The organism is Streptomyces sp. NPDC021019 (assembly GCF_044333295.1).
Classification (GTDB): Bacteria; Actinomycetota; Actinomycetes; order Streptomycetales; family Streptomycetaceae; genus Streptomyces.
Map to the genome: position 1 here is coordinate 78,740 of NZ_JBIRQR010000010.1, position 23,352 is coordinate 102,091.

Sequence of the window (23,352 nt, forward strand, 5' to 3'; positions counted from 1 at the left end):
ACCGCTCGCCGAGCCGCGGACCTGCCTGACGAACTCGACTTGCACTCCTTGCGCCACAGCTACGTGACTCATGTGATCGAGTTCGGCCACCCCGAGCGGTTCGTCCAGGGCCAGGGTGGTCACGCCTACGGTGGGCAGCGCCCGTACCGGTTGTCATATGGCCTCGGCGCACTCATCCACGACGGCATGAAGCCGACGAAAGAGGCTCAAGAAGGAGGGGAGAGGGTCCTGGTCTGCCTGCATGTGCGGCGCGTCGTGGAGCCACTGCTGCCACAGGCCGCCCGGGCCCAGGAAACGGTCGGCTTGATCGCTTCCAAGATGCAGACTGATGAACTGGAGAGCGCCCATGACGACGGTCTGGTCGTAGGCGAGGTCAGGGCGGCGCAGGTAGCGATCAAGGTAGGCGGCGAGCAGATCAGCATCGCGCTCCGTGCCGAAAGTGGTCAGGGCCACGCAATAAGCCACTCCGGTACAGCAGACCTCGCTCGCCAGCAGGAGTTCGCCGAGGCGTTCTCGGAACTCGGTCCGGCGGGATACGGATACGAGCCAAGCTGCCGTTCTCCGTTCTCGCCAGCTGCCCTCAAGAAGGGTGGCGATCTCATCCGCGGTGATGAGTCCTGCATCTTCGCGGAGATCGCGTATGAATCGGTCGTACTCGGGGCTTGGCATGCGTAGCAAGCTGCCGCTCAGCCTCAGGTAACGCCGTCGCTCGCCCTCGGGCGCGACATAGCGGCGAACCAGGGTCAACAGTTCGGGATCTTCGTGGGCATGGCGCATCAGAGGGCCGATCTTGCCCTGCTGGTGCGCAATGAGGCGACCCCTTACTGAAAGTCACGAAAGGAAGCGCGCCTTCTGCGTTTCTCGGCCGACCCAACGGATCCGAACGGATCCCGTGCTCCACCGGAATACGACACCTGCGGAACAAGTGCGGTCCGCCAGTACCGGAGGCGGGACCGCGCCGACGCGCGGCTGACCCGCTGTTCACGCAGGGGACCGGCCCTCGGCCGGTCCCCCTCGGCATGGCCCCGGCCGCTTGCCGGCAGGGTGCCGCCGCCCGCGCCGGGTTGGCCGGAACTGAGCGACGTCACCCTTCGGCGGCCCGGCTTCCCATCACCGCCGCGAAGGTGTCGGGGGCGCCGTCGAAGCCGCGTACGGCCGACCGGAAGCCCCAGAGCCCCGAGCCGTCGCGGGTGAACTCCCCGACGACGGCCGCGGTGGCCCACGCCACGTCGGAGAAGTCGCTCTCGGTCAGGTTCGTGTAGCCCTCGCGGATCTCCATCGCCGTGTTCCCTATGTCGCCGAAGGTCTTGTGACCGTCGCGCTGCTGGATGGCGACCCCGACCACCACCCGTCCGTACGTGTCCGCCAGCCGGTTCAGCTCGATGGTCATGACCTCGTCGAAGCCGAAACCCTGGCCGGTCCGGCTGTCCCGGTTCAGCGTGATGGTGCCGTCCGGTGAGCGGCTGTCGAAGTGCACCAGGTAGGCGGGGGCGCCGTACGGCTCGCCGGCCGGGTAGGTGGCCGCGATGATGTCGAGGTCGTTGGCCGCCGCCCCGTGCGGACTGGGGTCCCATTTGACCCGCACCTCGACCTTTTCGATGTCCTTGTTCGGAGTGCTCAAGGGACTTCCCTCCCGGCCGACGGCCCACGGACCGTTCCCATCACCTGATACACGATTCACCCGATCATGTACGCAACCGGCCGCGGAACCAACTGCTCCGGCCACGGGCGGCGGATTCGGGCCACGGCCCGGCCCCGGCACGGGTGTCGCGGACACCATGGGCCCCCGCGCCCCGGTGCGCGAGCGGAACGGCCGGCCGGGCGCACTCCCCGGGACCGTGACGCGCGCCACGTTCCGCGCCGTACGATGGCGCGGTGCTGGTGAAGTGGATTCGCTGCTCCGTGGTGGACCGTCATGGTTTCGAGCGGGGACAGCGGAAGTGGGCGGGGCTGCTCGGCGAGCCGGGGTTCCAGGGACAGAGCGGCGGGTGGAGCCGAACGCGCCCCGATGTCGCCCACGTCTTCGCGTTCTGGGAGAACCGCGTCTTCTACGACTCCTTCATGGCTCGCGGGCACGACCGGCTGGCGGCCGGGCAGTCGGGCATGTTCCGCGACATGCGGGTCCGGCTCTTCGAGCGCCGCTTCGACGTGAAGACGGGCTTCGAGCCCCACTTCGCGGAGGCGGACGTCGTCAGGGTCGCGCACAGCCGGGTGCACGAGGAGCGCGCCGAGCACTTCGTGCTGATGCAGCAGCAGGTGTGGAACCCGGCCATGGCCGGATCGCCCGGCATGCTGCGCGGCGTGTTCGGTGAGGCGCCCGGGAACGAGTTCCTGGCGCTCTCCCTGTGGAAGTCGAGCGCCGAGCGCGGCAAGTACCGCGCGGCGGGGGCCGAGCGGCTGGCGGCCCGCGCGGGGACCGAGACGGACGTGATCGCCCTGACGGGAGACGTCGTGGAGCTGGAACCGTCCTGGATGGTGTGACCCGCGCTCCGCGGGCCCCGACCACTCGGGCCGGCCCGACCCGATCTATGGTCGGGACATGGCACGACCGCAGCGCATTGTCCTCGTCCGGCACGGCGAGTCCGAGGGCAACGCCGACGACACGGTGTACGAGCGGGAGCCCGACCACGCGCTCCGGCTCACCCCCACGGGTCTGCGGCAGGCCCGGGAGACCGGGGAGGGGTTGCGCGAGCTGTTCGGCGAGGAACGGGTGAGCGTCTACATCTCGCCGTACCGCCGCACCCACGAGACGTTCCGGGCCTTCGGCCTCGCCCCGGAACGCGTCCGCGTCCGTGAGGAGCCCCGGCTGCGCGAGCAGGACTGGGGCAACTGGCAGGACCGCGACGACGTACGGCTGCAGAAGGCCTACCGGGACGCCTACGGGCACTTCTTCTACCGCTTCGCCCAGGGCGAGTCCGGCGCCGACGTCTACGACCGGGTCGGGGCGTTCCTGGAGAGCCTGCACCGGAGCTTCGAGGAGCCGGACCACCCGGAGAACGTCCTGCTGGTCACCCACGGACTGACGATGCGGCTGTTCTGCATGCGTTGGTTCCACTGGTCGGTCGCGGAGTTCGAGTCGCTGTCCAACCCGGGCAACGGCGAGACCCGGACCCTGCTGCTGGGGGAGAGGGGCCGCTACACCCTCGACCGGCCCTTCCGGAGCTGGCGGACCCCCGAGCCGTACGGCCGCACCGGATAGAGTGACAGGGCGATGACCGCTGATACTGCTTCCGCGCGGCGCCTCGAACGCGCCCTGGCCAGCCTGCGTGGGCTGTCCGTGGGGGACGCCCTGGGCTCCCAGTTCTTCGTTCCGGCCAACTATCCCCTGCTGAAACAGCGGGCCCTGCCGCCCGGGCCCTGGCAGTGGACCGACGACACCGAGATGGCCTGCTCGGTCCTGGCCGTGCTCACCACGCACGGCCGCGTCGACCAGGACGCGCTAGCCCGCTCCTTCGCCGAGCACCACGACTTCGACCGGGGCTACGGCCCCGCCGTCAACCGGCTCCTCAGGCTCGTACGGGAGGGCGGCGACTGGCGGGAGCTGTCCTCGGCGCTCTTCCAGGGCCAGGGCTCCTGGGGCAACGGTTCGGCGATGCGCATCGCCCCGCTCGGTGCCTGGTACGCGGACGATCCGGAACAGGCCACGCACCAGGCGGAGATCTCCTCGTACACCACGCACCAGCACCGCGAGGCCGTCGTCGGCGCCATGGCCGTGGCCGCCGCCGCGTCGCTCGCCGCCGCCCCCGGCGGGCCGCCGAGCCCCGAGGACCTCCTCGACGGCGTCATCGCGCTCGTGCCCCGCAGCGCCGTCGGGGCGGGCCTGCGCCGGGCCCGCGACATGCTGGACTACCGGGACGCGGGGACGGTCGCCGCGGTCCTCGGCAACGGCCGCCGGACCAGCGCCCACGACACCGTGCCGTTCGCGCTCTGGTCGGCCGCGAGGAGCCTCGGGGAGTACGAGCGGGCGTTCTGGGTCACCGCCCAGGCGGGCGGTGACGTCGACACGACGTGCGCCATCGTCGGCGGTGTCGTCGCGTCGGGTGAGGCCGGAGCGCCGCCGGCCGACTGGCTGGCACAGACGGAGGAGCCCCCGGCGTGGCTGACGCCGCTCCTGAGCTGACCGCGCCGGTTCCGTCCCGTCTCCCCTGAACAGGGGTGCGGCCCACTGTCACGGTCCTGCCACAGGATCACTCTGCGTGTCCCCGAACGAGGGTTCGGGACTACTCTTTCGGCCACGCCGCCCGTTGATCTTGAGGGTGTGCGCCGAATGAGACGCCGGGACAGGCGTACGGCCCAGGGCCGCGCGTGGACCCGGTGGGGGAGGGGTCCCATGTCCGATCAGCCGTCCGAGGCGTCCAGACCGCCGGAGAAGCCGGAGGGAGACGACGCGCCCCGGCCACCGAAAGCGCACGCGGCCGCCGGCACACCGGCGAATGCACCGGATCCGACCGCGGCGCCGTCCGCCGACACCGCGCCGCCCTCCTCGGTGGGGGACCCCGCCCCGGCGCAGGTCTCCGATGACCAGCGCCAACGGGCCCAGGCGGCTCGACGGACCGGGCCGACGGGCAGCCCCTGGCAGCACGGCGCCGGCGCGCCCGCCGCCAAGGACGACGGTGTGACGGCCCGGCTCCGGCCGCCCCCACCGCCCCTGATCCGCCCCGCCGTGCTCGGCTCGGTCCTGGCCACCGCCCTCCTGAGCGCGCTCTTCCTGGGGGACGGACTCGGGGTGAACCTCCTGATCGTGGCCGTACCCGCCGCCCTGGCCGCGTTCTTCGCCGCCAGGGCGGCGGGCCGCCGCCTACGGCCCTGGACCGCGACCTGGGCGGTGGGAGGACTCGCGCTGCTCGCGGTGCCGGCGCTCCGGGACGCGGGCTGGCCCACCTTCCTCGCCGTGGTGTCCGCCTTCGCGCTCGGCTCGCTCGCGCTGCACGGCAGCCGCAGCTGGCTGGGGGTGCTGATCGGCTCGCTGGGGCTGTTCGACTCGGTCGTCCCCGGCATCATCTGGGGAGTGCGGGGGGTTCGCGCACGGGCCGACGGTTCCCGGGCGCGCTGGGGCGCCGCTCTGCGTACCACCGTGGTGGCCATGGTGCTGCTGTTGGTCTTCGGAACCCTCTTCGCCAGCGCGGACGCCGCGTTCGCCGAACTGCTGGGCAGCCTCATGCCCGAGGCCTCCGTCGGCGAGGGGCCGTGGCGGATCTTCCTCTTCGCCCTCGGGCTGGCCGGCGCGCTCGCCGCCGCGCACGCCGCGGCCGCCCCGGTGCGCTGGGACGGGCTCACCGTACGGTCCGGCACACCCCGGGGACGGGCCGAATGGGCCCTTCCGCTGATCGTCCTCAACCTGCTCTTCGCCGCGTTCATCACCCTCCAGCTCGTCGTGCTCTTCGGCGGCTACGACAAGGTGCGGGACGTGACCGGGCTCAGCCACGCCGAGTACGCCCGCCAGGGCTTCTGGCAGCTGCTGTGGGCCACGCTGCTCACCCTTCTCGTGATCGCCCTGGCCCTGCGCTGGGCACCGCGCGGCGGCACCGGGGACCGCACCCTGGTGCGGGCGGTCCTCGGCCCCCTCTGCGTGCTCACTCTCGTCGTGGTCGCCTCCGCGCTGCGCCGCATGGACCTGTACGTCGACGAGTACGGCCTGACCAGGCTCCGGATATCCGTGGCCGCGATGGAGCTCTGGCTCGGGGTGGTGCTGGTCCTCATCCTGGCGGCCGGCGTCTTTGGGGCCCGGCTCCTGCCCCGGGCCATCGCCGTGAGCGCGGCGGCCGGCGTCCTGGCCTTCGGGCTGCTCTCACCGGACGGGTTGATCGCCGAGCAGAACGTCCAGCGCTTCGAGGACAGCCGGTCGACCGCCATCGACATCGACTACGTCAAGGACCTGTCCGCCGACGCCGTGCCGGCCCTGGACCGACTGCCCGAACCGGAACGCTCCTGTGCGCTCCGCATCATCCAGAACGACGTCCTCGACGCCGACACCCCCTGGTACGCGACCAGCTGGGGAGAGGCGCGGGCGAAGGAGATCCTGGAGAAGCGCCCGGTGAAGGGCGACGCGCGTGACTGCTACCGCGCGGGCAGGGAAGGGACCCGGGACGGATACGAGCCGGACGACGACGGCTACGACCCGTACTGAGCCGCCGGGCCCCATGAGCCCACGGGCCCGGGGTCCGTACCGACGGGTCCAGGGGGCGGACCGCCAGGGGCCAGGGGGCCCGCCCCCACGGGGTCAGGCGGTCTGCGGAGCCTTGAACCAGCCTCCGTCGACTGATTCGCAGGACGCACGGCGCCCCGGGGTGTTGCTGCCGTGGCTCTCGGCGTACGCTGGCTGGCGCCATGCCGTACGAACCACCCACGCACACCGTCGAGCGCTCACTTCGCGCTACCACCGGTGCCAGGACCGTCGCCGGTGTCGATGAGGTCGGACGCGGAGCGTGGGCCGGACCCGTCACCGTGTGCGCGGCGGTCACCGGTCTGCGCCGACCGCCCGAAGGCCTCACCGATTCCAAGCTGTTGACCTCCCGGCGGCGCGCCGAGCTCGCTCCCGTGCTGCGGAGCTGGGTCACCGCCTACGCGCTGGGCGACGCCTCGCCGCAGGAGATCGACGACCTCGGAATGACCGCCGCCCTACGGCTCGCCGCCGTGCGTGCCCTGGAGGGGCTGCCGGTGCGCCCCGACGCGGTGATACTCGACGGCAAGCACGACTATCTGGGCGTTCCCTGGAAGGTCCGCACCGTGATCAAGGGCGATCAGTCCTGTATCGCGGTCGCGGCTGCCTCGGTGATCGCCAAGGTGCACCGTGACCGGATGATGGCCGAGCTGGGCGCCGCGTCCGAGGACTGCGCCGACTTCGCCTTCGGTGCCAACGCGGGGTATCCCTCGCCCGTGCACCGGGCCGCGCTGGAAAAGCGGGGGCCCACGGCCCATCACCGCCTCTCCTGGGCATATCTGGACGCGCTGCCCCGGTGGCAGCACCTGAAGAAGGTCCGTTTTTCCGCCGAGGCGGCCGCACTCGAAAGCGGGGGCCAGCTCGGCTTCGAATTCTGATCGCGCACACGCGCCCCTCTCACCGACGCCGACGACATCGGCGTTCGCCACAGACCACCTTCATGCCTCTGATCTCCGAGGAGCCTCAGATTCCCGAGAGCGCCCAGGGTCCCCGCGTCACTCCGGCCGCCGGCCGCACCGCGCCGACCCCCCGTCCCGTACCCGGTCCGCGTTCCGCGGCCACCCCGCGTCCCGGCCGTCCGGGTCCCGGCCCCGCGCGCCCCGCGCCCCCGGCGCAGCGTGCCCAGCCCGTCCCCGCGGCCCCCGGCGCCACGGCGCCGGCCCCCGCGGCCCCCGCCCGTCCGGAGCCGACGGAGAATCGTTCCGCGCCGCAGATCCAGCTGATCCCGGCCCCGGCGGCCGGAGCACTCGACGCGGCCGAGGAAGCAGTCGACCTGCTGCTGGAGTCCGGTCGCGCACCGGGCGACATCCTGGTGCTCACCACCGGCGAACAGCACCCGTGGGCCGCCCACGAGCTGTCCTTCGGCGAAGCCGCGTACTGGGCCCAGCACGACGCGGGCGACGACGTCTTCTTCGCCGACGTCTCCGCGGCGGACCGGGCCGCGTCCCGGCCCGTGGTCGTCGTCGCCGTCAACGACGACGCGGACCCGGCCGTGGCCCGTAACCTGCCCGTCGCGCGTGACCGCGCCGCCGCGCTGCTGATCGTCTGTGGAGACCCGCAGACGATCAACTCCGCTCTCGGCGCCGGGGTCTGAACACCCACCGGTGCTCCCGCCCGCCCCCGCGGGCGGGCGGGAGCACCACCGCCGGTCGCCCGGCCACGACGGGACCGACCGGTGGCCGATGATCGGTGCTGTGCCCGCCCGCAGGGGCTCCGTGCGCGCTCAGCGGGCCGCGGTGCGCCGCAGCGCCTCCGCCGCGCCGCCGCCCGATCGCGTCGGCGTGGTCCGGTGCTCGACGACGGTGTCGGCCAGGAGCGCCGGCTCCGACAGTGAACTGGGCCTCCTCCCGCCCCTTCCCTCGCCGAGCACCTGCCAGCCCCCGCGGGTGAGGGTGATGTAGGCGCCGCAGCGGAGGCCGTGCAGGGTGCAGGCGTCCCGCAGGCCCCACATCCACGCCCCGTCCTCCTCGGTCCAGCGTTCGTCACCGTCGCGGCAGTACAGAAGCACGGCCGTACGGACCGGAGTGCGGCGTCGTAGATCGTGCGGGACGACGCGCCGCAGCTGCGCCAGCAGGGCGTTGCGGAACTCCCAGCCGTCCGCGGCCACCGTCGACCGGCGGGCGAACGAGGCGCTCGCCGTGAGCCGTTCCTCATGATCGAGGACCGCGACCACGGCGGTGGCCGGAGTCGGTCGGTGCCGGGAATGAAGTCCGCTGACGACCTCCCGGGGACTGCGGAGCAGGGGTATGCCCGCCGAGGCCCACTCCGCTGGTTCGAGCATCCGGGCAAGGCGGTTGTCGGAGTCTGCGGAAACCGAGGACGCCGCTGTCGAAGTGGTTGTGGACGGGGCGAATCCGAAGGTCACGGTCCTCCCTTCGCTACGCGCCCACGGTGCGGGCAGGGTCGAATGAGGGCGCGCCGCGGCACAGCCCTTCCGGGCCCGATGATGAACTGTGCGGGGGCGGCTCCAATTCTCCCTGGCCCACCGGCAGGCGGCAACGAGCAATTGCTGTGGCTGACGGGAATCAGCCGGAATGACACTGATATCCCTGCCCATACCCGCCCGGGATGACTCCCTCGGTCACCCCTGAATCGCGAGGACCAGCAGAAACACCGTCGTCGCGGTGGGTGGATTCGCTGATTGTCAGTCCCATCGGGTTGCATGGAGACATGGACACCCTGGAGCTCCGCACCGAAGCCGACGCCATCCTCGCTGAGCTGGTCGGGGCGCCCGGAGGGTCGGCGCGGCTGCGGGAGGATCAGTGGCAGGCCGTGGCGGCCCTGGTGGAGGAGCGCCGTCGTGCCCTGGTGGTCCAGCGCACGGGGTGGGGGAAGTCCGCGGTGTATTTCGTGGCCACCGCGCTGCTGCGGCGGCGTGGAGCCGGGCCGACGGTGATCATCTCGCCGCTCTTGGCGTTGATGCGCAACCAGGTCGAGTCGGCGGCGCGGGCAGGCATCCAGGCACGCACCATCAACTCGGCCAACCCCGAGGAGTGGGAAACGATCTACGGGGAGGTGGAGCGCGGCGAGACCGACGTCCTCCTGGTGAGCCCGGAGCGCCTCAATTCCGTGGACTTCCGTGATCAGGTGCTGCCGAGACTCGCGGCGACGACCGGCCTGCTGGTGGTCGACGAGGCGCACTGCATCTCCGACTGGGGGCATGATTTCCGGCCCGACTACCGTCGGCTGCGCACGATGCTCGCGGAGCTGCCGGCGGGAGTGCCGGTGCTCGCCACCACCGCCACGGCGAACGCGCGGGTGACCGCGGACGTGGCGGAGCAGTTGGGCACCGGGGGCGGGGACGCGTTGGTGCTGCGGGGGCCGCTGGACCGCGAGAGCCTACGGCTGGGCGTGCTGGAGCTGCCGAACGCGGCGCACCGGCTCGCGTGGCTGGGGGAGCGGCTGGGGGATCTTCAGGGTTCGGGGATCATCTACACGCTGACGGTGGCGGCGGCGGAGGAGGTCGCCGCGTTCCTGCGGCAGCGCGGATATCCGGTGGCCTCGTACACGGGGAAGACGGAGAACGCCGACCGGTTGCGGGCGGAGGAGGATCTGCTGGCGAACCGGGTGAAGGCCCTGGTGGCGACCTCAGCGCTGGGGATGGGTTTCGACAAGCCGGACCTCGGCTTCGTGGTGCACCTGGGGTCACCCTCGTCGCCGATCGCCTATTACCAGCAGGTGGGGCGTGCCGGGCGCGGCGTGGACCATGCCGATGTCCTGCTGCTTCCGGGCAAGGAGGACGAGGCGATCTGGGCGTACTTCGCTTCGGTGGGCTTCCCGCCCGAGGAGCAGGTGCGGCGCACCCTTGACGTGCTGGGGCAGGCGGGCCGTCCGTTGTCGCTGCCGGCGCTGGAGCCGTTGGTGGATCTTCGGCGCTCGCGTCTGGAGACGATGCTGAAGGTCCTGGACGTGGACGGTGCGGTCAAGCGCGTGAAGGGTGGCTGGACCGCGACGGGACAGCCGTGGGCGTACGACGCGGAGCGGTACGCGTGGGTCGCGAAGCAGCGGGCGGCGGAGCAGCAGGCGATGCGGGACTACGTGGCGGCCACGGGGTGCCGCATGGAGTTCCTGCAGCGGCAGCTCGACGACGAGAAGGCGGTGCCGTGCGGCCGCTGCGACAACTGCGCCGGCCCCTGGCTGGACCCCGCTGTCTCCCCCTCGGCCCTCTCGGCGGCGGCAGGTGAGCTGGACCGGCCGGGCGTCGAGGTCGAGCCCCGCAAGATGTGGCCGACGGGCCTGGCCTCGGTAGGCATGGACCTGAAGGGCCGAATCCCCGCGGGGCAGCAGGCGATGACGGGACGCGCGCTGGGGAGGCTGTCCGACATCGGCTGGGGCAACCGGCTGCGTCCGCTCCTGTCGGCGCAGGCGGCGGACGGCCCGGTCCCTGACGACGTACTGAACGCCGTGGTGGCGGTGCTGGCGGACTGGGCCCGCTCGCCGGGAGGCTGGGCCGGCGGATCTCCCGATGCGGTGGCGCGCCCCGTGGGGGTGGTCGTCGTGCCGTCACGCGCCCGCCCTCAACTGGTCACCTCCCTGGCCGAGGGCGTGGCCCGGGTCGGGAGGCTCCCGCTCCTGGGGAGCCTGGCCCTCACCCCGCATGCCGACGAGCACGCCGCACACCGCAGCAACTCGGCCCAGCGGCTGCGCGCCCTGGCCGACTCCTTCACGGTGCCCGACGAACTCGCCGCCGCGCTGGCCGAGGCCCATGGCCCGGTTCTGCTCGTCGACGACTCCACGGACTCCGGCTGGACCCTCGCCGTGGGCGCGCGCCTGCTCCGGCAGGCCGGCGCCGATCAGGTGCTCCCGCTGGTCCTGGCCGTGGCGGGATAGGCCGGGTCGCGATCCCTCTCCAGCGCCTCCGTTCCGGCCCCGGGAGCGAGCTCGACAGGTGAACGCGAAGGAGTTCTGCCACTTGCGGAGCGGCCTGCTCCGGAACTGGGCGCCCGACTCCGGTCAGGTGTGGGAGATGTACGGGCCGGACACGAACCCGCGTGTGTGCTCGCTGCCCGCCCGGCCGCCATGCGCTCGGTGGCGCGGGGCCGCGGACGGATCGAGGCGGCGTATCAACATCTCCGGAATTAAGGGCGGTTGGACGGCGAACATGTACCAGGACATGAGGAACTGGCGGCTGGTGAAAACGGCCCGCACGAAGGCGGCGGGATGCGGGACGGAGAGTGCGGTCAGGGTGGCCACCACGTCCGGCCGGGCTGCGGCCGGCGTCCAGACGACCGCGGCTCCCCAGTCGTGCCCGACGACGTGCACCTTGCCGCCGCGGGGCTCGGTCGCCTCGACGAGGGCGACGACATCCTCGGTGAGCCGGGACACGCGGTAGGAGATCATGCCGCGTGGCCGGGCCCGGGGGAGTGCCTCCGCTGGCCGGGTGCCGGAGTGCGGTATCCCGACGCGTGCGACAGCGGTGCGAGCAGGTCCCAGGAGCTGGACCTCTGAGGGGGAACCCGCGCAGGAGCACGACGACCGCCCCGGCGAGCGGTCCCTGGTCCACGAGGTCGAAGACCGGACCGTCGCGGCCGAACGGCGTCAGCCGTCCGTCGGCGCTGAGCCGGGCCGTCACGCGTGGTCCCGCCGTCCGCGACGCAGGTCCATGGACACTCCCGGAACACTCCGATGTGATCAGCGAATACACGTGGGTAACCGCTGATTACCTAGGCCGCCCGGGGCGTGTCGAAGCGTGGTGCGGCAGCGGCGAACTCCCGCAGGGCGAAACCGAGTTGCTCCGGGGCGGGGGACAGCTCGCCGCCGTGAGCGAGCGGCACGAACCGGACCGGACACAGCACGATAGTGCGCCCGAGCGATGGGAACGACCCCCTGTGGATAACGTTATCCACAGGGGTCGCGGGGCGGGACGGACTGAGGGACCGTCGAGGCATGAACAAGCACCATGAATCCACCGGCCCCGCCGCGGAGCAGCAGATCACCCTGCGCGGCCCCGCCGAGCTCGCTGACGCCCTCCCGTATCTGATGGGCTTCTATCCCAACGACAGCATCGTGATGGTCGCCCTGCACGGCGGCCGGGGCCGGTTCGGCGGCCGGCTCCGACTCGGAATTCCGCAGGCGCCCGGCGAATGGGGGCCGGTCGCCGACCAGTTGGCGGATTGCCTGGTATCGGGGAGCGAGCGCCGCGAAGGACGGCCCGACGCGATCGTGATCTTCCTCTGCCAGGACTCTCCGGACGGGTCGGGCGGCAGGCTCACGATGGAGCGGCTCAGGCCTTTCGCGCAACGCCTGCGCACGGCGTGCGGAGCACTCGACGTTCCCGTCCTCGAAGCGCTCTGCATCTCCGACGGCCGTTACTGGTCCTACTGCTGCCCCGACCCCCGGTGCTGCCCCGACCAGGGAAATCCCCTGGCCATGCCCGGCACCACGGTGATGGCCGCGGCCGCCGCCTACGCGGGCGTCCATGTGCGGGGCACACTGCGCGACATGGAGGCGCGGCTCCAGCCCTGGCGGAGCCCGGCAGCCGTCACCGCGCAGGAGGAGGCCCTGGACAGGGCGGGGCCGGCACTGATCCCGCGGCTTCTCGACGAGCGGGCCCGGGGGGAGGTCGCGGCGGAGACCCTCCGGCTGGCGCGCACCCTCATGGACCGCATCGAGGAGACACAGCCCGCGCCGCCCGCGCTCTCGGACGCCGGGGACGACCAGTTGATCGGCTCCGACGAGGCCGCGGCCGTCATCCTGGGGCTCCAGGACCGGGAGACCCGGGACAAGGCCGCCGCCTGGATGGAGGGGGCGGAAGCGCAAGCGGCCCTGCGGCTCTGGCGGACGCTGGCACGGCGTTGCGTCGGACCGTACGGGGAGCACGCCGCCGCTCCGCTCACCCTGGCGGGCTGGGTCTCCTGGTCCACGGGCGACGAGCCGGGCGCGCGGGTCGCCCTGACGCTGGCGCTGCGCGCCGATCCCGGCTACACGTTCGCCCAACTGCTGCACCGGGCCTGCAACGAAGGGCTCGACCCGGAGGCCCTGCGCCGTTGCCTGCGCGAGGCCGCGGACGGGGCGGGCCCCGGCGCCCGGGCCGTGGAGGCGGTGATGGACCCCGCTGCCGACCGGGGCGCCACCTCGCTACGCGTCCGCAAGGTCCGCCCACTGCCCGACGGAGGCCGACGGCGGGGGCGCGCTCACCGGCGCCCGGGTGCTGGGCGGGTGAAGCCGTCACCCGCTTCGGCCCGTCCCCGGACCGTGGTGGCCGGGCGGCGGTCGCACGAGGCCCGGCAGAACGGGCGACGCGGCAGCAGGACGAGGAGGTGACCCGGGTTGGTGCGAGCCGAGAAGCCGCCGGGACAAGTCCGCCCCGGCCTTCCGGCCGTCCGTTCCGGCCTCCTGGCCGTCCTCTCCGCCCCGCCGGCCGTCGGAATCCGCGCCACCGTCCGCCTGATCGCTACGCGTCCGAGACCGTGACCCCCCGACTGATCACGAGCATGCCGAAGGGAGTGTTTATCGTCAGGAAGACGACTATGATCGCGGCATGCCGCCCTACGACCCGTCGACCTTCCCGCCCTTCGCTGTCACCGTCGACCTGGTCGTGCTCACGGTGCGCCGTCACGCACTCTGCGCGTTGGTCGTCCGCCGCGGAGAGACCCCGTTCCAGGGCAGATGGGCGCTGCCCGGTGGCTTCGTCAGGATGGATGAGGACCTGGGGTCCGCGGCGGCGCGTGAACTCGTCGAGGAAACCGGCCTCAGCGCGCACGACCCGGCGAGACCGGCCGCGGGCAACGGGGCCCATCTGGAGCAGTTGGCCACGTACGGAGATCCGGCGCGCGACCCCCGGATGCGGGTGGTCAGCGTCGCCCACCTCGCCCTCGCGCCGGACCTGCCCGCACCCCGGGCGGGCGGCGATGCCAACAGTGCGCGCTGGGCGTCGGTCGAGGATCTGCTGCACCCCGGCGCCGGGCGGGAGGGCGAGCAGGCGGCGCCGCTGGCCTTCGACCATGCGCGGATCCTGGCCGACGGTGTGGAGCGCGCCCGCTCCAAGATCGAGTACTCCTCGCTGGCCACCGCGTTCTGTCCGCCGGAGTTCACGGTCGGCGAGCTGCGCCGGGTCTACGAAGCGGTCTGGGGTGTGGTCCTGGACCCCCGTAACTTCCACCGCAAGGTCACCGGAACGCCCGGATTCCTGGTGCCTTCCGGTGGGACGACCACGCGTCAGGGAGGCCGGCCCGCACAGTTGTTCCGGGCCGGGGCGGCCACGGTGCTCAATCCCCCCATGCTGCGACCCGAGGTCTGAGCCACCGGGCGTTCCGCTGCGACGGCCCCGCGGAACGCCCGCCGACCCACCCCTGCGCCAAAAGTCTGAAATGTCGCGTTATGTTGCTGCGGTACCCCTGCCGCCGAGCGGTCTCACCTTCCGCGAGAGACGCGAGAGAAGCGATGCTCCAGGCCATCGGACTCACCAGCACCCCCCGTCGCGACGCTCCGCCCGCCGTGAACGATCTGACCTTCGAGGCTCCCCCCGGCCGTGTCACGGCCCTGCTGGGCGCCCCACGCTCGGGCAGGACCACGGCCCTGCGGCTGATGCTCGAACTGGACGCGGGGCGAGGCGTCGCCTACTTCCGGGGGCGGCCGCTGCACCGCATCGCCCATCCGGCACGGGAGGTGGGTGTACTGCTCGGCGACGTACCGGGTCATCCCGCCCGGACCGCCCGAGGGCAGCTCCGTATGCTCTGCGCGGCCGCGGGCGCGCCCGCGACCAGGGCCGACGAGGTGCTCGAGGTCGTCGGTCTCGCCGGGCTCGGGGACCAGCGCCTGGGCACCCTCTCAGTGGGGATGGACCGGCGTCTCGGCCTCGCCTCCGCGCTGCTCGGGGACCCCCACACCCTGATTCTGGACGAGCCGGCGGAGGGGCTGTCCCCGCGGGAGAACAGTTGGCTGTACGGGTTGTTGCGCGCGCACGCGGACCAGGGCGGCACGGTCCTCTACACCACCGGCGACCCCAAGGAGGCGGCCCGCACGGCCGACCGCGTCGTCACCATCGGCGGCGGGCGTCTCGTCGCCGACCAGGACGTCTCCGACTTCGCCCGCACCCGGCTCCGCGCCCGGGTCGCCGTCCGCACCCCGCACGCGGCCAGGCTGGCTGCCGTGGTCAGCCGGGAGGCCCGAGCCGCGCGGCGCTCCGTCGAGGTGGTCGAGGAGGCGAGCGGCCTGCTGACGGTGTACGGCAGCAGCTGCGCGGAGATCGGCGACACCGCGTACCGGCACGGCATCCCCGTACACCGGCTCGCCGACGAGATCGGCGACACCGGGCCTGCCGCCCCGGCGGGAGCCGAGAGCGAGAGGCGGGGCGAGGAGCGGAGTGACTCGGCCGTCGCGCTGTCCGAGCTGCCGCCCCCGATCCGGGTGCGCCCCGCGCGCGGCCCCCTGCACCCCCTCCGGTACGAACTGCGACGCTCCCTGGGCGTCCGGACAACGGCCATGATCATGGCCGCCGTTCTGGTGGTGTCGGCCGCGGTGTCCGTTCTGCTCGCCCGCACGGACGGCACCGCGCTGCCCCGTGTGCTCGCCGCGTGGCCCGCTCTGCTGCCGCTCCCTCCCGCCGCGCTCGGCGCGGGTCTGCTCGGGGCGCTGTCCTTCGGGGACGAGTTCCGGTATCCGGCACTCGCCGCCGCGCGCGGCACCGTGCCCCGGCGGCTCGGTCTGCTGCTGGCCAAGCTCACCGTGACCGCGAGTTTCGCTCTGCTGCTCGCGGGCCTCGCCGTGGTGTGCGGAGCGCAGAGCCTCCGGCTCGTGTACGGGCCGGACTTGATCGAGGCCCCCTCCAACGCCGTCGCGCTCGGCGCGAGTTGGGCCGGTCTGACGGTCGGCTGCGCCTGGGCGGGGCTGTTGGCCGCCGGTGTCTTCCGGGTGGCCGGGGCGGGGATCGCCGCGGTGCTGGCCGTTCCGGTGCTTGTCGTTCCGCTGGTGCAGAAGCTCTTCGCGGCGCCGTCCGGGCGTTCGGTCGCCGGGCTCCCGGGCCGACTGCGCGAACTGGCCGGGTGGCAGCTGCCGCAGCAGGCGGACCACTGGGTCCTGACCGTCGCACGGGTGGTGGCGCAGCCCGTCGGCACCGCACTCACCCTGTCGTTGTCAGCCCTGATCTGCGCGTATCTGTTCACCAGCCTTCGAGGAAAGGCGCGTTGGTGATCGCCGTCGCCCCGTATCGAGGGCAGAGGCCAGCAACTCCCTGAAATATGACTGATTTGTAGTGATATGGCGTCAATTGCGGAGCGAGCGCCGATCACCCTTTCGTGTGCTTTTCACCAAAGACCTCAAGGGGCGGGCGAGCCGCGCCGACAAAGGATGCGTGAGTACCCTTGCGCACACCATGATGACCGCCGCCCGCACCGCCGATTCCGGCCTGGCCGGCTCGGGCGAACTCGACCGCTACCCCTATACGGAGGCGCCGGCCGGCGAGCGTGCCGCTTCCCGGGCCTGGGGCGGTTCCGATTCCGAGCTGGGGCGGGCGAGCCGACGCGGGTCCGCCAGCCGGGGGCGCGGTCTCCACGGCCAACTCGTCCAGCAGCTCGGCCAGATGATCGTTTCCGGTGACCTCGGCGCGGACCGCCCCCTCGTTCCCGAGGAGATCGGCCAGCGGTTCGAGGTGTCCCGCACCGTCGTCCGCGAATCCCTGCGCGTCCTCGAAGCCAAGGGGCTGGTCAGCGCGCGCCCCAATGTGGGCACGAGGGTCCGCCCGGTCAGCGACTGGAACCTGCTGGATCCCGACATCATCGAATGGCGGGCCTTCGGTCCGCAGCGCGACGACCAGCGCCGTGAGCTGGCCGAGCTCCGCTGGACCATCGAACCGCTCGCGGCCCGCCTCGCGGCCGGGCACGGCCGGGACGACCTTCAGCAGCGGCTCGGCGACATGGTGGAGATCATGGGGCACGCGATGGGGCAGGGGGACACGATCACCTTCTCCCGTGCCGACGCGGAGTTCCACGCCCTGCTCATCCAGGCGGCGGGCAATCGGATGCTCGAACACCTTTCCGGCATCGTCTCGGCCGCCCTTCATGTCTCCGGTGGTCCGGTCACCGGCTGTGACCGACCGGGCGAGACCTCGCTGGCACACCACGCGCGCATCGCCGACGCCCTCGCCTCCGGTGATTCCGGGGCGGCCGAGACAGCCATGCGTCAACTGCTCGTCGTCCACCCCGACGTCGAGCGTGTGGTTCCCGCGCCGCGCGAGCACTGACCGGGGCGGGCCGGGCGCGTGGGCCCGGCGCCGCCGGACCGCACGGCTCCGGGGATAATTGTGGGGGATGGCACCCTTGGCCCGTCTTGTCGCGTATGGGGTGTGACTCGGACCACGCGGATTGGCCGTAACACTCCTCGAAGCAGCGCGATGACTTAAGAGGTGAGCGTCGCGGAAGGAATACAGCAGCCCTCGGGTGTGCTGTGCAGTTCTGAGGCCAAACCCGCGCCGTCGGCGACATCCCCAGTCGACGGTCGTCGGTTCCAGCCCTCTTCAGGGCGGGGCCGGAAGCCGTTTCCATCGTTCCGAGAGGTTGTTCGTGTCGGCCAGCACATCCCGTACGCTCCCGCCGGAGATCGCCGAGTCCGAGTCTGTGATGGCGCTCATCGAGCGGGGAAAGGCTGATGGGCAGATCGCCGGCGATGACGTGCGTCGGGCCTTCGAGGCTGACCAGATTCCGCCAACCCAGTGGAAGAACGTTCTGCGCAGCCTCAACCAGATCCTCGAGGAAGAGGGTGTGACGCTGATGGTCAGTGCCGCGGAGTCGCCGAAGCGCGCCCGCAAGAGCGTCGCAGCGAAGAGCCCGGTCAAGCGCACCGCCACCAAGAGTGTCGCGGCCAAGACCACCGTGACCAGGACCGTCGCGGCCACCGCCGCCCCGGCGGCCGAGAGTGCGGACGCGGTGGCCGACGAAGCCGTCGCGGCCGCTCCCGCCAAGAAGACGGCTGCCAAGAAGACCGCGGCGAAGAAGACCGCCGCGAAGAAGACGGCGGCCAAGAAGACCGCGGCGAAGAAGTCCGGCAAGCAGGACGACGAGATCCTCGACGGCGACGAGGCAGCCGAGGAAGTCAAGGCCGGCAAGGGTGAGGAAGAGGAGGGCGAGGGCGAGAACAAGGGCTTCGTCCTCTCCGACGACGACGAGGACGACGCACCTGCGCAGCAGGTCGCCGTCGCCGGCGCCACGGCCGACCCGGTCAAGGACTACCTGAAGCAGATCGGCAAGGTTCCCCTCCTCAACGCCGAGCAGGAGGTCGAGCTCGCCAAGCGCATCGAGGCCGGCCTCTTCGCCGAGGACAAGCTGGCGAACGCCGACAAGCTCGCGCCGAAGCTCAAGCGCGAGCTGGAGATCATCGCCGAGGACGGCCGACGGGCCAAGAACCACCTTCTGGAGGCCAACCTCCGCCTGGTGGTCTCCCTGGCCAAGCGCTACACCGGTCGCGGCATGCTCTTCCTGGACCTGATCCAGGAGGGCAACCTCGGTCTGATCCGCGCGGTCGAGAAGTTCGACTACACCAAGGGCTACAAGTTCTCCACGTACGCCACCTGGTGGATCCGTCAGGCGATCACCCGCGCGATGGCCGACCAGGCCCGCACCATCCGTATCCCGGTGCACATGGTCGAGGTCATCAACAAGCTCGCGCGCGTGCAGCGCCAGATGCTCCAGGACCTGGGCCGCGAGCCCACCCCGGAGGAGCTGGCCAAGGAACTCGACATGACCCCCGAGAAGGTCATCGAGGTCCAGAAGTACGGTCGTGAGCCGATCTCGCTGCACACCCCGCTCGGTGAGGACGGCGACAGCGAGTTCGGTGACCTGATCGAGGACTCCGAGGCCGTGGTCCCGGCGGACGCGGTCAGCTTCACGCTGCTCCAGGAGCAGCTCCACTCGGTGCTCGACACGCTTTCCGAGCGTGAGGCCGGCGTGGTCTCGATGCGCTTCGGTCTCACCGACGGTCAGCCGAAGACGCTCGACGAGATCGGCAAGGTCTACGGCGTGACGCGTGAGCGCATCCGTCAGATCGAGTCGAAGACGATGTCGAAGCTTCGGCACCCGTCGCGCTCGCAGGTGCTGCGCGACTACCTCGACTAGATCGCGGAAGATTCACCGGCCGAGGGCCCGGAACCCCCCAGGGGGATCCGGGCCCTCCGGCGTGTCCTCGGGTGCGGACGGCGACCGGCTGGATCACGCTGGGTGGACCGTTACCGCCTCAGCGTCAGGAGCCTCCATGCCCCGTTCCGTCGTCCGTGCCCTGACCGGGGTGCTCGCCCTGACCGCCGCCGCGACCGTGGCGCCGCTCGCCTTGCCCCCCGCGGCGGTCGCGGACAGCGTCATCGTCGGCGGACAGCCCGCTCCGGTGGCGGACAGCCCCTGGGCGGTGGCGCTGTCGAGCCGGGACCGGTTCGGCGGGGCGCGCTCGGGACAGTTCTGCGGCGGCGTCGCCGTGGCGCCCACGAAGATCCTGACGGCCGCCCACTGTCTGAGTGACGAGGCGCTCGGTGGACCGGCGGAGCGGGTGACGGATCTGCTGGTCATCGCCGGCCGGGAGCGGCTGAGTGACAGCGGCGGCCAGGAGATCCCGGTCCGGTCCATCTGGGTGAACCCGGCGTACGACCCCGCCTCAAACGCCGGCGACCTCGCGGTGCTGACCCTGTCCCGCGCGATGCCGAAGGGCGGCGTCATTCCGACGGCCAAGGACGGGGACACCGCCTACCGGGCCGGTACCGCGGCGGCCGTCTACGGGTGGGGTGACACGACGGGGAGCGGCGCGTACGCCTCCGTGCTGCGCTCCGCGCGGGTCCAGGTCCTGCCGGACAGCGACTGCGCGCGGGCCTACCCGGGCGGCCAGGAGGGCACGTACAAGGCCTCGGCGATGCTCTGTGCGGGCGATCCGGCGGGTGGCAGGGATGCGTGCCAGGGCGACAGCGGCGGGCCGCTGGTGGCCCGTGGGCGGCTCATCGGCCTGGTGTCCTGGGGCAGCGGCTGCGGGCGCGCGGGCAGTCCGGGGGTGTACACACGGGCCTCCGCCGCACTGGAATGGGCCGAGGGCCGCATCTGACCCGCGGCAGGACCGCATGAGGGCGGTGGTTCCCCGCATCGTGTCCGCGCAGGGCCTCGTCGACGAGAACGGGCGGCTCCCCGGTGGGGGAACCGCCCGTCGGCCGGTCCTGGACCGGCCCCTGGCTCGTCGTGGATGCGAGGTATCAGTGTTGTTCCTCGTCGGCAGCAGCCGTCTGCACGGCGGTGAGCCGATCCGTCTCATCCTGTATTTCCGCGGCGATCTTCTTGAGTTCCGGCTCGAACTTGCGCCCGTGGTGGGCACAGAAGAGCAGTTCACCGCCACTGATCAGGACGACGCGCAGATATGCCTGGGCGCCGCAACGGTCACAGCGGTCTGCCGCGGTCAGCGGGCTCGCGGGGGTCAGAACAGTAGTCACGTCGCCTCTTCTCTAGCTCGACGAGCTGTCGTACCAGGGTCAACATCCAACCAGGCCGAAAACGTTCCCGCTCGTGGCTTTTCTTCGAAACTTCTTCTCGGTGTGGCTGTCTGTTGCCGGTTGGCGGCGAATGTGCCGTATGCGGAGCGCTACGGTTTCGCATTGCTTGTCTAGGGGTGGGTCCCGCCGGCCGGCTTGCCGGTTTGTTCATGAGGACGTGCCCGGAGCCTAAATGGTTCATGCGCCGAAGGGAACGTGATGTGCACGTCACTCCAACGAATGATCGAACACTCATGCGAGCTCAGGAGAAGCTCGACTAGCATGAGGATTCCCCGAGGGTGGCGTTACAACCGCTCTACCAGGCCTCTGTAGGCTCTCAGCGGCGACCGAAGCCGAGCCCCCCACCCACGGGGGCCCCAGATGAAATTCAGCGAGGAGCGAACCGCGTGACCGCCGAAACGTCCGTGCCGTCCACCGCGATGCTGACCGGAGCAGGCGGGGACCGGGACAGCTCCAACTACACCGCGCGGCACCTTCTCGTCCTCGAAGGTCTTGAGGCGGTCCGCAAGCGGCCCGGCATGTACATCGGGTCCACCGACAGCCGTGGCCTGATGCACTGCCTCTGGGAGATCATCGACAACTCCGTCGACGAAGCCCTCGGCGGCTACTGCGACCAGATCGAGGTCATCCTCCACGACGACTCATCCGTCGAGGTCCGGGACAACGGCCGCGGCATCCCGGTCGACGTCGAGCCCAAGACGGGGCTCTCCGGCATCGAGGTCGTCATGACCAAGCTGCACGCCGGAGGGAAGTTCGGCGGTGGCTCCTACGCGGCCTCCGGCGGCCTCCACGGCGTCGGCGCCTCCGTGGTCAACGCCCTCTCCGCCCGCCTGGACGTCGAGGTCGACCGCAACAGCGCGACCCACTCCATCAGCTTCCGGCGCGGCGTCCCCGGCATGTTCACCGAGCAGGGGCCGGACAGCCCGTTCGACCCGGCCAACGGCCTGCGCAAGGGCAAGCGCGTCCCCAAGACCCGTACCGGTACCCGGGTGCGGTACTGGGCGGACCGCCAGATCTTTCTCAAGGACGCCAAGCTCAACCTGGACACGCTCTACCAGCGCGCCCGCCAGACGGCCTTCCTCGTCCCCGGCCTCACGATCATCGTCCGCGACGAGCGGGGGCTGGACGGCGAGGGCAAGACCGAGGAGACGTTCCGTTTCGACGGCGGCATCAGCGAGTTCTGCGAGTACCTGGCCCAGGACAAGGCCGTCTGCGACGTCCAGCGCCTCAGCGGCACCGGCACCTTCAAGGAGACCGTGCCCGTCCTCGACGACCGCGGCCACATGACCGCCACCGAGGTCACCCGTGAGCTGGCCGTCGACATCGCGCTGCGCTGGGGCACCGGCTACGACACGACCGTACGGTCGTTCGTGAACATCATCGCCACTCCCAAGGGCGGCACGCACGTCAGCGGGTTCGAGCGCTCCCTGACCAAGACCGTGAACGAGGCGCTGCGCTCCGCCAAGATGCTGCGGGTCGCCGAGGACGACGTCGTCAAGGACGACGCCCTCGAAGGGCTCACCGCCGTCGTCACCGTACGGCTCGCCGAGCCGCAGTTCGAGGGGCAGACCAAGGAGGTGCTCGGTACCTCCGCGGCCAACCGGATCGTGGCAGGTGTGGTCGCCAAGGAGCTCAAGGCCTTCCTGACCTCGACGAAGCGGGACGCCAAGGCCCAGGCCAGGGCGGTGCTGGAGAAGGCCGTCGCCGCCGCCCGCACCCGCATCGCCGCCCGGCAGCACAAGGACGCCCAGCGCCGCAAGACCGCCCTGGAGTCGTCCTCGCTGCCCGCCAAGCTCGCCGACTGCCGCAGCGACGACGTCGAGCGCAGCGAGCTGTTCATCGTCGAGGGCGACTCGGCTCTCGGCACCGCCAAGCTGGCCCGGAACAGCGAGTTCCAGGCGCTGTTGCCGATCCGCGGAAAGATCCTCAACGTACAGAAGTCGTCCGTCTCGGACATGCTGAAGAACGCCGAGTGCGGGGCGATCATCCAGGTCATAGGAGCCGGGTCCGGGCGGACCTTCGACATCGACGCCGCGCGCTACGGAAAGATCGTCCTGCTGGTGGACGCCGACGTCGACGGCGCCCACATCCGCTGCCTGCTGCTGACGCTCTTCCAGCGCTACATGCGCCCGATGGTCGAGGCGGGGCGGGTCTTCGCCGCGGTCCCGCCGCTGCACCGGATCGAGCTGGTCCAGCCCAAGAAGGGCCAGGACAAGTACGTCTACACCTACTCCGACAGCGAGCTGCGCCAGACCCTCCTGGAGTTCCAGCGCAAGAACGTCCGGATCAAGGAATCGATCCAGCGCTACAAGGGCCTGGGCGAGATGGACGCCGATCAGCTGGCGGAGACGACGATGGACCCGCGCCACCGCACGCTGCGGCGCATCAACATCGGCGATCTGGAATCCTCCGAGCAGGTCTTCGACCTGCTGATGGGCAACGAGGTCGCGCCCCGCAAGGAGTTCATCACCAGCTCCGCGGCCACCCTGGACCGCTCGCGCATCGACGCCTGACCCCCTTCCCCTGGCGCCCGCGCCGGCCCCCGCTCCCGTACCGCCGGAGCGGGGGCCGCGTGCGTCTGCGAGGCCTCGGGCCCAGGGGGCCCGCGGTTCGCGCAGCCGTACGGGACTTCTGTCACCTGGAAGGGTGAAGCCGGGCGAATGACGTGCCCGGGATCCTCCCGAACCGCCCATGGTTGGCCATGCGGCCGAAAAGGTCCGTGGATCAAGGGAGTTGTGCG

The 23,352-nt window shown here is 71.5% G+C and carries 19 protein-coding genes; 14 read left to right on the plus strand and 5 right to left on the minus strand.

Going from position 1 to position 23,352, the window contains the following annotated elements; translation table 11 throughout:
* Positions 1-153: 153 nt before the first annotated feature.
* Both ACH4RG_RS34345 and ACH4RG_RS34350 read right to left on the minus strand, forming a co-directional pair.
* Positions 154-777, minus strand: coding sequence for a DUF6000 family protein (locus tag ACH4RG_RS34345; RefSeq protein WP_397932456.1), 624 nt, complete (start codon positions 775-777; stop codon positions 154-156).
* Between the two features lie 307 nt (positions 778-1,084).
* Complete coding sequence (locus ACH4RG_RS34350) at positions 1,085-1,621, minus strand: TerD family protein (protein ID WP_397925356.1); 537 nt, start codon at positions 1,619-1,621, stop codon at positions 1,085-1,087.
* A 254-nt stretch (positions 1,622-1,875) separates the two neighbouring features.
* Between ACH4RG_RS34350 and ACH4RG_RS34355 the strand changes: the two genes are divergently transcribed.
* The 6 genes from ACH4RG_RS34355 to ACH4RG_RS34380 all read left to right on the plus strand — a co-directional run bounded on the left by ACH4RG_RS34355 (position 1,876) and on the right by ACH4RG_RS34380 (position 7,754).
* The gene (locus tag ACH4RG_RS34355; RefSeq protein ID WP_397925357.1) at positions 1,876-2,481 is read left to right on the plus strand and encodes a YdbC family protein; all 606 of its coding nucleotides are present in this window, start codon (positions 1,876-1,878) and stop codon (positions 2,479-2,481) included.
* 58 nt (positions 2,482-2,539) lie between these two features.
* On the plus strand, positions 2,540-3,199 hold the full coding sequence (locus ACH4RG_RS34360; RefSeq protein ID WP_397925358.1) for a histidine phosphatase family protein: 660 nt from the start codon (positions 2,540-2,542) through the stop codon (positions 3,197-3,199).
* Positions 3,200-3,211: 12 nt separating this feature from the next.
* Positions 3,212-4,120 (plus strand): ADP-ribosylglycohydrolase family protein, encoded by a 909-nt coding sequence (locus tag ACH4RG_RS34365; RefSeq protein ID WP_397925359.1) that lies wholly within the window; start codon positions 3,212-3,214, stop codon positions 4,118-4,120.
* A gap of 210 nt (positions 4,121-4,330) precedes the next feature.
* Positions 4,331-6,127: a DUF4153 domain-containing protein gene (locus tag ACH4RG_RS34370; RefSeq protein ID WP_397925360.1), complete on the plus strand. Its 1,797-nt coding sequence runs from the start codon at positions 4,331-4,333 to the stop codon at positions 6,125-6,127.
* Between the two features lie 200 nt (positions 6,128-6,327).
* Positions 6,328-7,038, plus strand: a complete 711-nt coding sequence (locus ACH4RG_RS34375; protein WP_397925362.1) for a ribonuclease HII — start codon at positions 6,328-6,330, stop codon at positions 7,036-7,038.
* A gap of 62 nt (positions 7,039-7,100) precedes the next feature.
* Positions 7,101-7,754 carry a hypothetical protein gene (locus ACH4RG_RS34380; protein ID WP_397925364.1) on the plus strand — a complete coding sequence of 218 codons (654 nt, stop codon included), beginning with the start codon at positions 7,101-7,103 and terminating at the stop codon, positions 7,752-7,754.
* Positions 7,755-7,883: 129 nt separating this feature from the next.
* On the opposite strand, the gene ACH4RG_RS34385 is transcribed toward ACH4RG_RS34380, so the two are convergent.
* Complete coding sequence (locus ACH4RG_RS34385; protein ID WP_397925366.1) at positions 7,884-8,525, minus strand: hypothetical protein; 642 nt, start codon at positions 8,523-8,525, stop codon at positions 7,884-7,886.
* A gap of 305 nt (positions 8,526-8,830) precedes the next feature.
* On the opposite strand from ACH4RG_RS34385, the gene ACH4RG_RS34390 reads away from it, so the two are divergent.
* The gene (locus tag ACH4RG_RS34390) at positions 8,831-10,990 is read left to right on the plus strand and encodes a RecQ family ATP-dependent DNA helicase (protein ID WP_397925368.1); all 2,160 of its coding nucleotides are present in this window, start codon (positions 8,831-8,833) and stop codon (positions 10,988-10,990) included.
* Positions 10,991-11,113: 123 nt separating this feature from the next.
* Here the strand turns inward: ACH4RG_RS34390 and ACH4RG_RS34395 are convergent, their stop codons facing one another.
* The gene (locus tag ACH4RG_RS34395) at positions 11,114-11,593 is read right to left on the minus strand and encodes an alpha/beta fold hydrolase (protein ID WP_398163471.1); all 480 of its coding nucleotides are present in this window, start codon (positions 11,591-11,593) and stop codon (positions 11,114-11,116) included.
* 453 nt (positions 11,594-12,046) lie between these two features.
* On the opposite strand from ACH4RG_RS34395, the gene ACH4RG_RS34400 reads away from it, so the two are divergent.
* From ACH4RG_RS34400 to ACH4RG_RS34425, 6 genes are all read left to right on the plus strand, one after another.
* Positions 12,047-13,423 (plus strand): DUF4192 domain-containing protein, encoded by a 1,377-nt coding sequence (locus ACH4RG_RS34400; RefSeq protein ID WP_398540739.1) that lies wholly within the window; start codon positions 12,047-12,049, stop codon positions 13,421-13,423.
* Positions 13,424-13,640: 217 nt separating this feature from the next.
* The gene (locus ACH4RG_RS34405) at positions 13,641-14,399 is read left to right on the plus strand and encodes an NUDIX domain-containing protein (RefSeq protein WP_397925374.1); all 759 of its coding nucleotides are present in this window, start codon (positions 13,641-13,643) and stop codon (positions 14,397-14,399) included.
* A 143-nt stretch (positions 14,400-14,542) separates the two neighbouring features.
* Positions 14,543-16,291 carry an ATP-binding cassette domain-containing protein gene (locus ACH4RG_RS34410; RefSeq protein ID WP_397925376.1) on the plus strand — a complete coding sequence of 583 codons (1,749 nt, stop codon included), beginning with the start codon at positions 14,543-14,545 and terminating at the stop codon, positions 16,289-16,291.
* Positions 16,292-16,472: 181 nt separating this feature from the next.
* Positions 16,473-17,339: a FadR/GntR family transcriptional regulator gene (locus tag ACH4RG_RS34415; RefSeq protein ID WP_397925511.1), complete on the plus strand. Its 867-nt coding sequence runs from the start codon at positions 16,473-16,475 to the stop codon at positions 17,337-17,339.
* 319 nt (positions 17,340-17,658) lie between these two features.
* Positions 17,659-19,206: an RNA polymerase sigma factor gene (locus tag ACH4RG_RS34420; RefSeq protein ID WP_397925378.1), complete on the plus strand. Its 1,548-nt coding sequence runs from the start codon at positions 17,659-17,661 to the stop codon at positions 19,204-19,206.
* 136 nt (positions 19,207-19,342) lie between these two features.
* A complete protein-coding gene (locus ACH4RG_RS34425; RefSeq protein ID WP_398540740.1) occupies positions 19,343-20,173 on the plus strand; it encodes a S1 family peptidase in 831 nt (276 codons plus the stop codon).
* A gap of 145 nt (positions 20,174-20,318) precedes the next feature.
* Here the strand turns inward: ACH4RG_RS34425 and ACH4RG_RS34430 are convergent, their stop codons facing one another.
* Complete coding sequence (locus ACH4RG_RS34430) at positions 20,319-20,552, minus strand: hypothetical protein (RefSeq protein ID WP_018957087.1); 234 nt, start codon at positions 20,550-20,552, stop codon at positions 20,319-20,321.
* Positions 20,553-20,998: 446 nt separating this feature from the next.
* On the opposite strand from ACH4RG_RS34430, the gene ACH4RG_RS34435 reads away from it, so the two are divergent.
* Positions 20,999-23,125 carry a type IIA DNA topoisomerase subunit B gene (locus ACH4RG_RS34435; RefSeq protein ID WP_397925382.1) on the plus strand — a complete coding sequence of 709 codons (2,127 nt, stop codon included), beginning with the start codon at positions 20,999-21,001 and terminating at the stop codon, positions 23,123-23,125.
* Positions 23,126-23,352: the final 227 nt, after the last annotated feature.

Bases quoted from the DNA above. Each gene is read 5' to 3' on its own strand.
- ACH4RG_RS34345 (WP_397932456.1), bottom strand. From the start codon at position 777: ATGCGCCATGCCCACGAAGATCCCGAACTGTTGACCCTGGTTCGCCGC.
- ACH4RG_RS34360 (WP_397925358.1), top strand. From the start codon at position 2,540: ATGGCACGACCGCAGCGCATTGTCCTCGTCCGGCACGGCGAGTCCGAG.
- ACH4RG_RS34365 (WP_397925359.1), top strand. From the start codon at position 3,212: ATGACCGCTGATACTGCTTCCGCGCGGCGCCTCGAACGCGCCCTGGCC.
- ACH4RG_RS34370 (WP_397925360.1), top strand. From the start codon at position 4,331: ATGTCCGATCAGCCGTCCGAGGCGTCCAGACCGCCGGAGAAGCCGGAG.
- ACH4RG_RS34375 (WP_397925362.1), top strand. From the start codon at position 6,328: ATGCCGTACGAACCACCCACGCACACCGTCGAGCGCTCACTTCGCGCT.
- ACH4RG_RS34380 (WP_397925364.1), top strand. From the start codon at position 7,101: ATGCCTCTGATCTCCGAGGAGCCTCAGATTCCCGAGAGCGCCCAGGGT.
- ACH4RG_RS34390 (WP_397925368.1), top strand. From the start codon at position 8,831: ATGGACACCCTGGAGCTCCGCACCGAAGCCGACGCCATCCTCGCTGAG.
- ACH4RG_RS34400 (WP_398540739.1), top strand. From the start codon at position 12,047: ATGAACAAGCACCATGAATCCACCGGCCCCGCCGCGGAGCAGCAGATC.
- ACH4RG_RS34405 (WP_397925374.1), top strand. From the start codon at position 13,641: ATGCCGCCCTACGACCCGTCGACCTTCCCGCCCTTCGCTGTCACCGTC.
- ACH4RG_RS34410 (WP_397925376.1), top strand. From the start codon at position 14,543: ATGCTCCAGGCCATCGGACTCACCAGCACCCCCCGTCGCGACGCTCCG.
- ACH4RG_RS34415 (WP_397925511.1), top strand. From the start codon at position 16,473: ATGATGACCGCCGCCCGCACCGCCGATTCCGGCCTGGCCGGCTCGGGC.
- ACH4RG_RS34425 (WP_398540740.1), top strand. From the start codon at position 19,343: ATGCCCCGTTCCGTCGTCCGTGCCCTGACCGGGGTGCTCGCCCTGACC.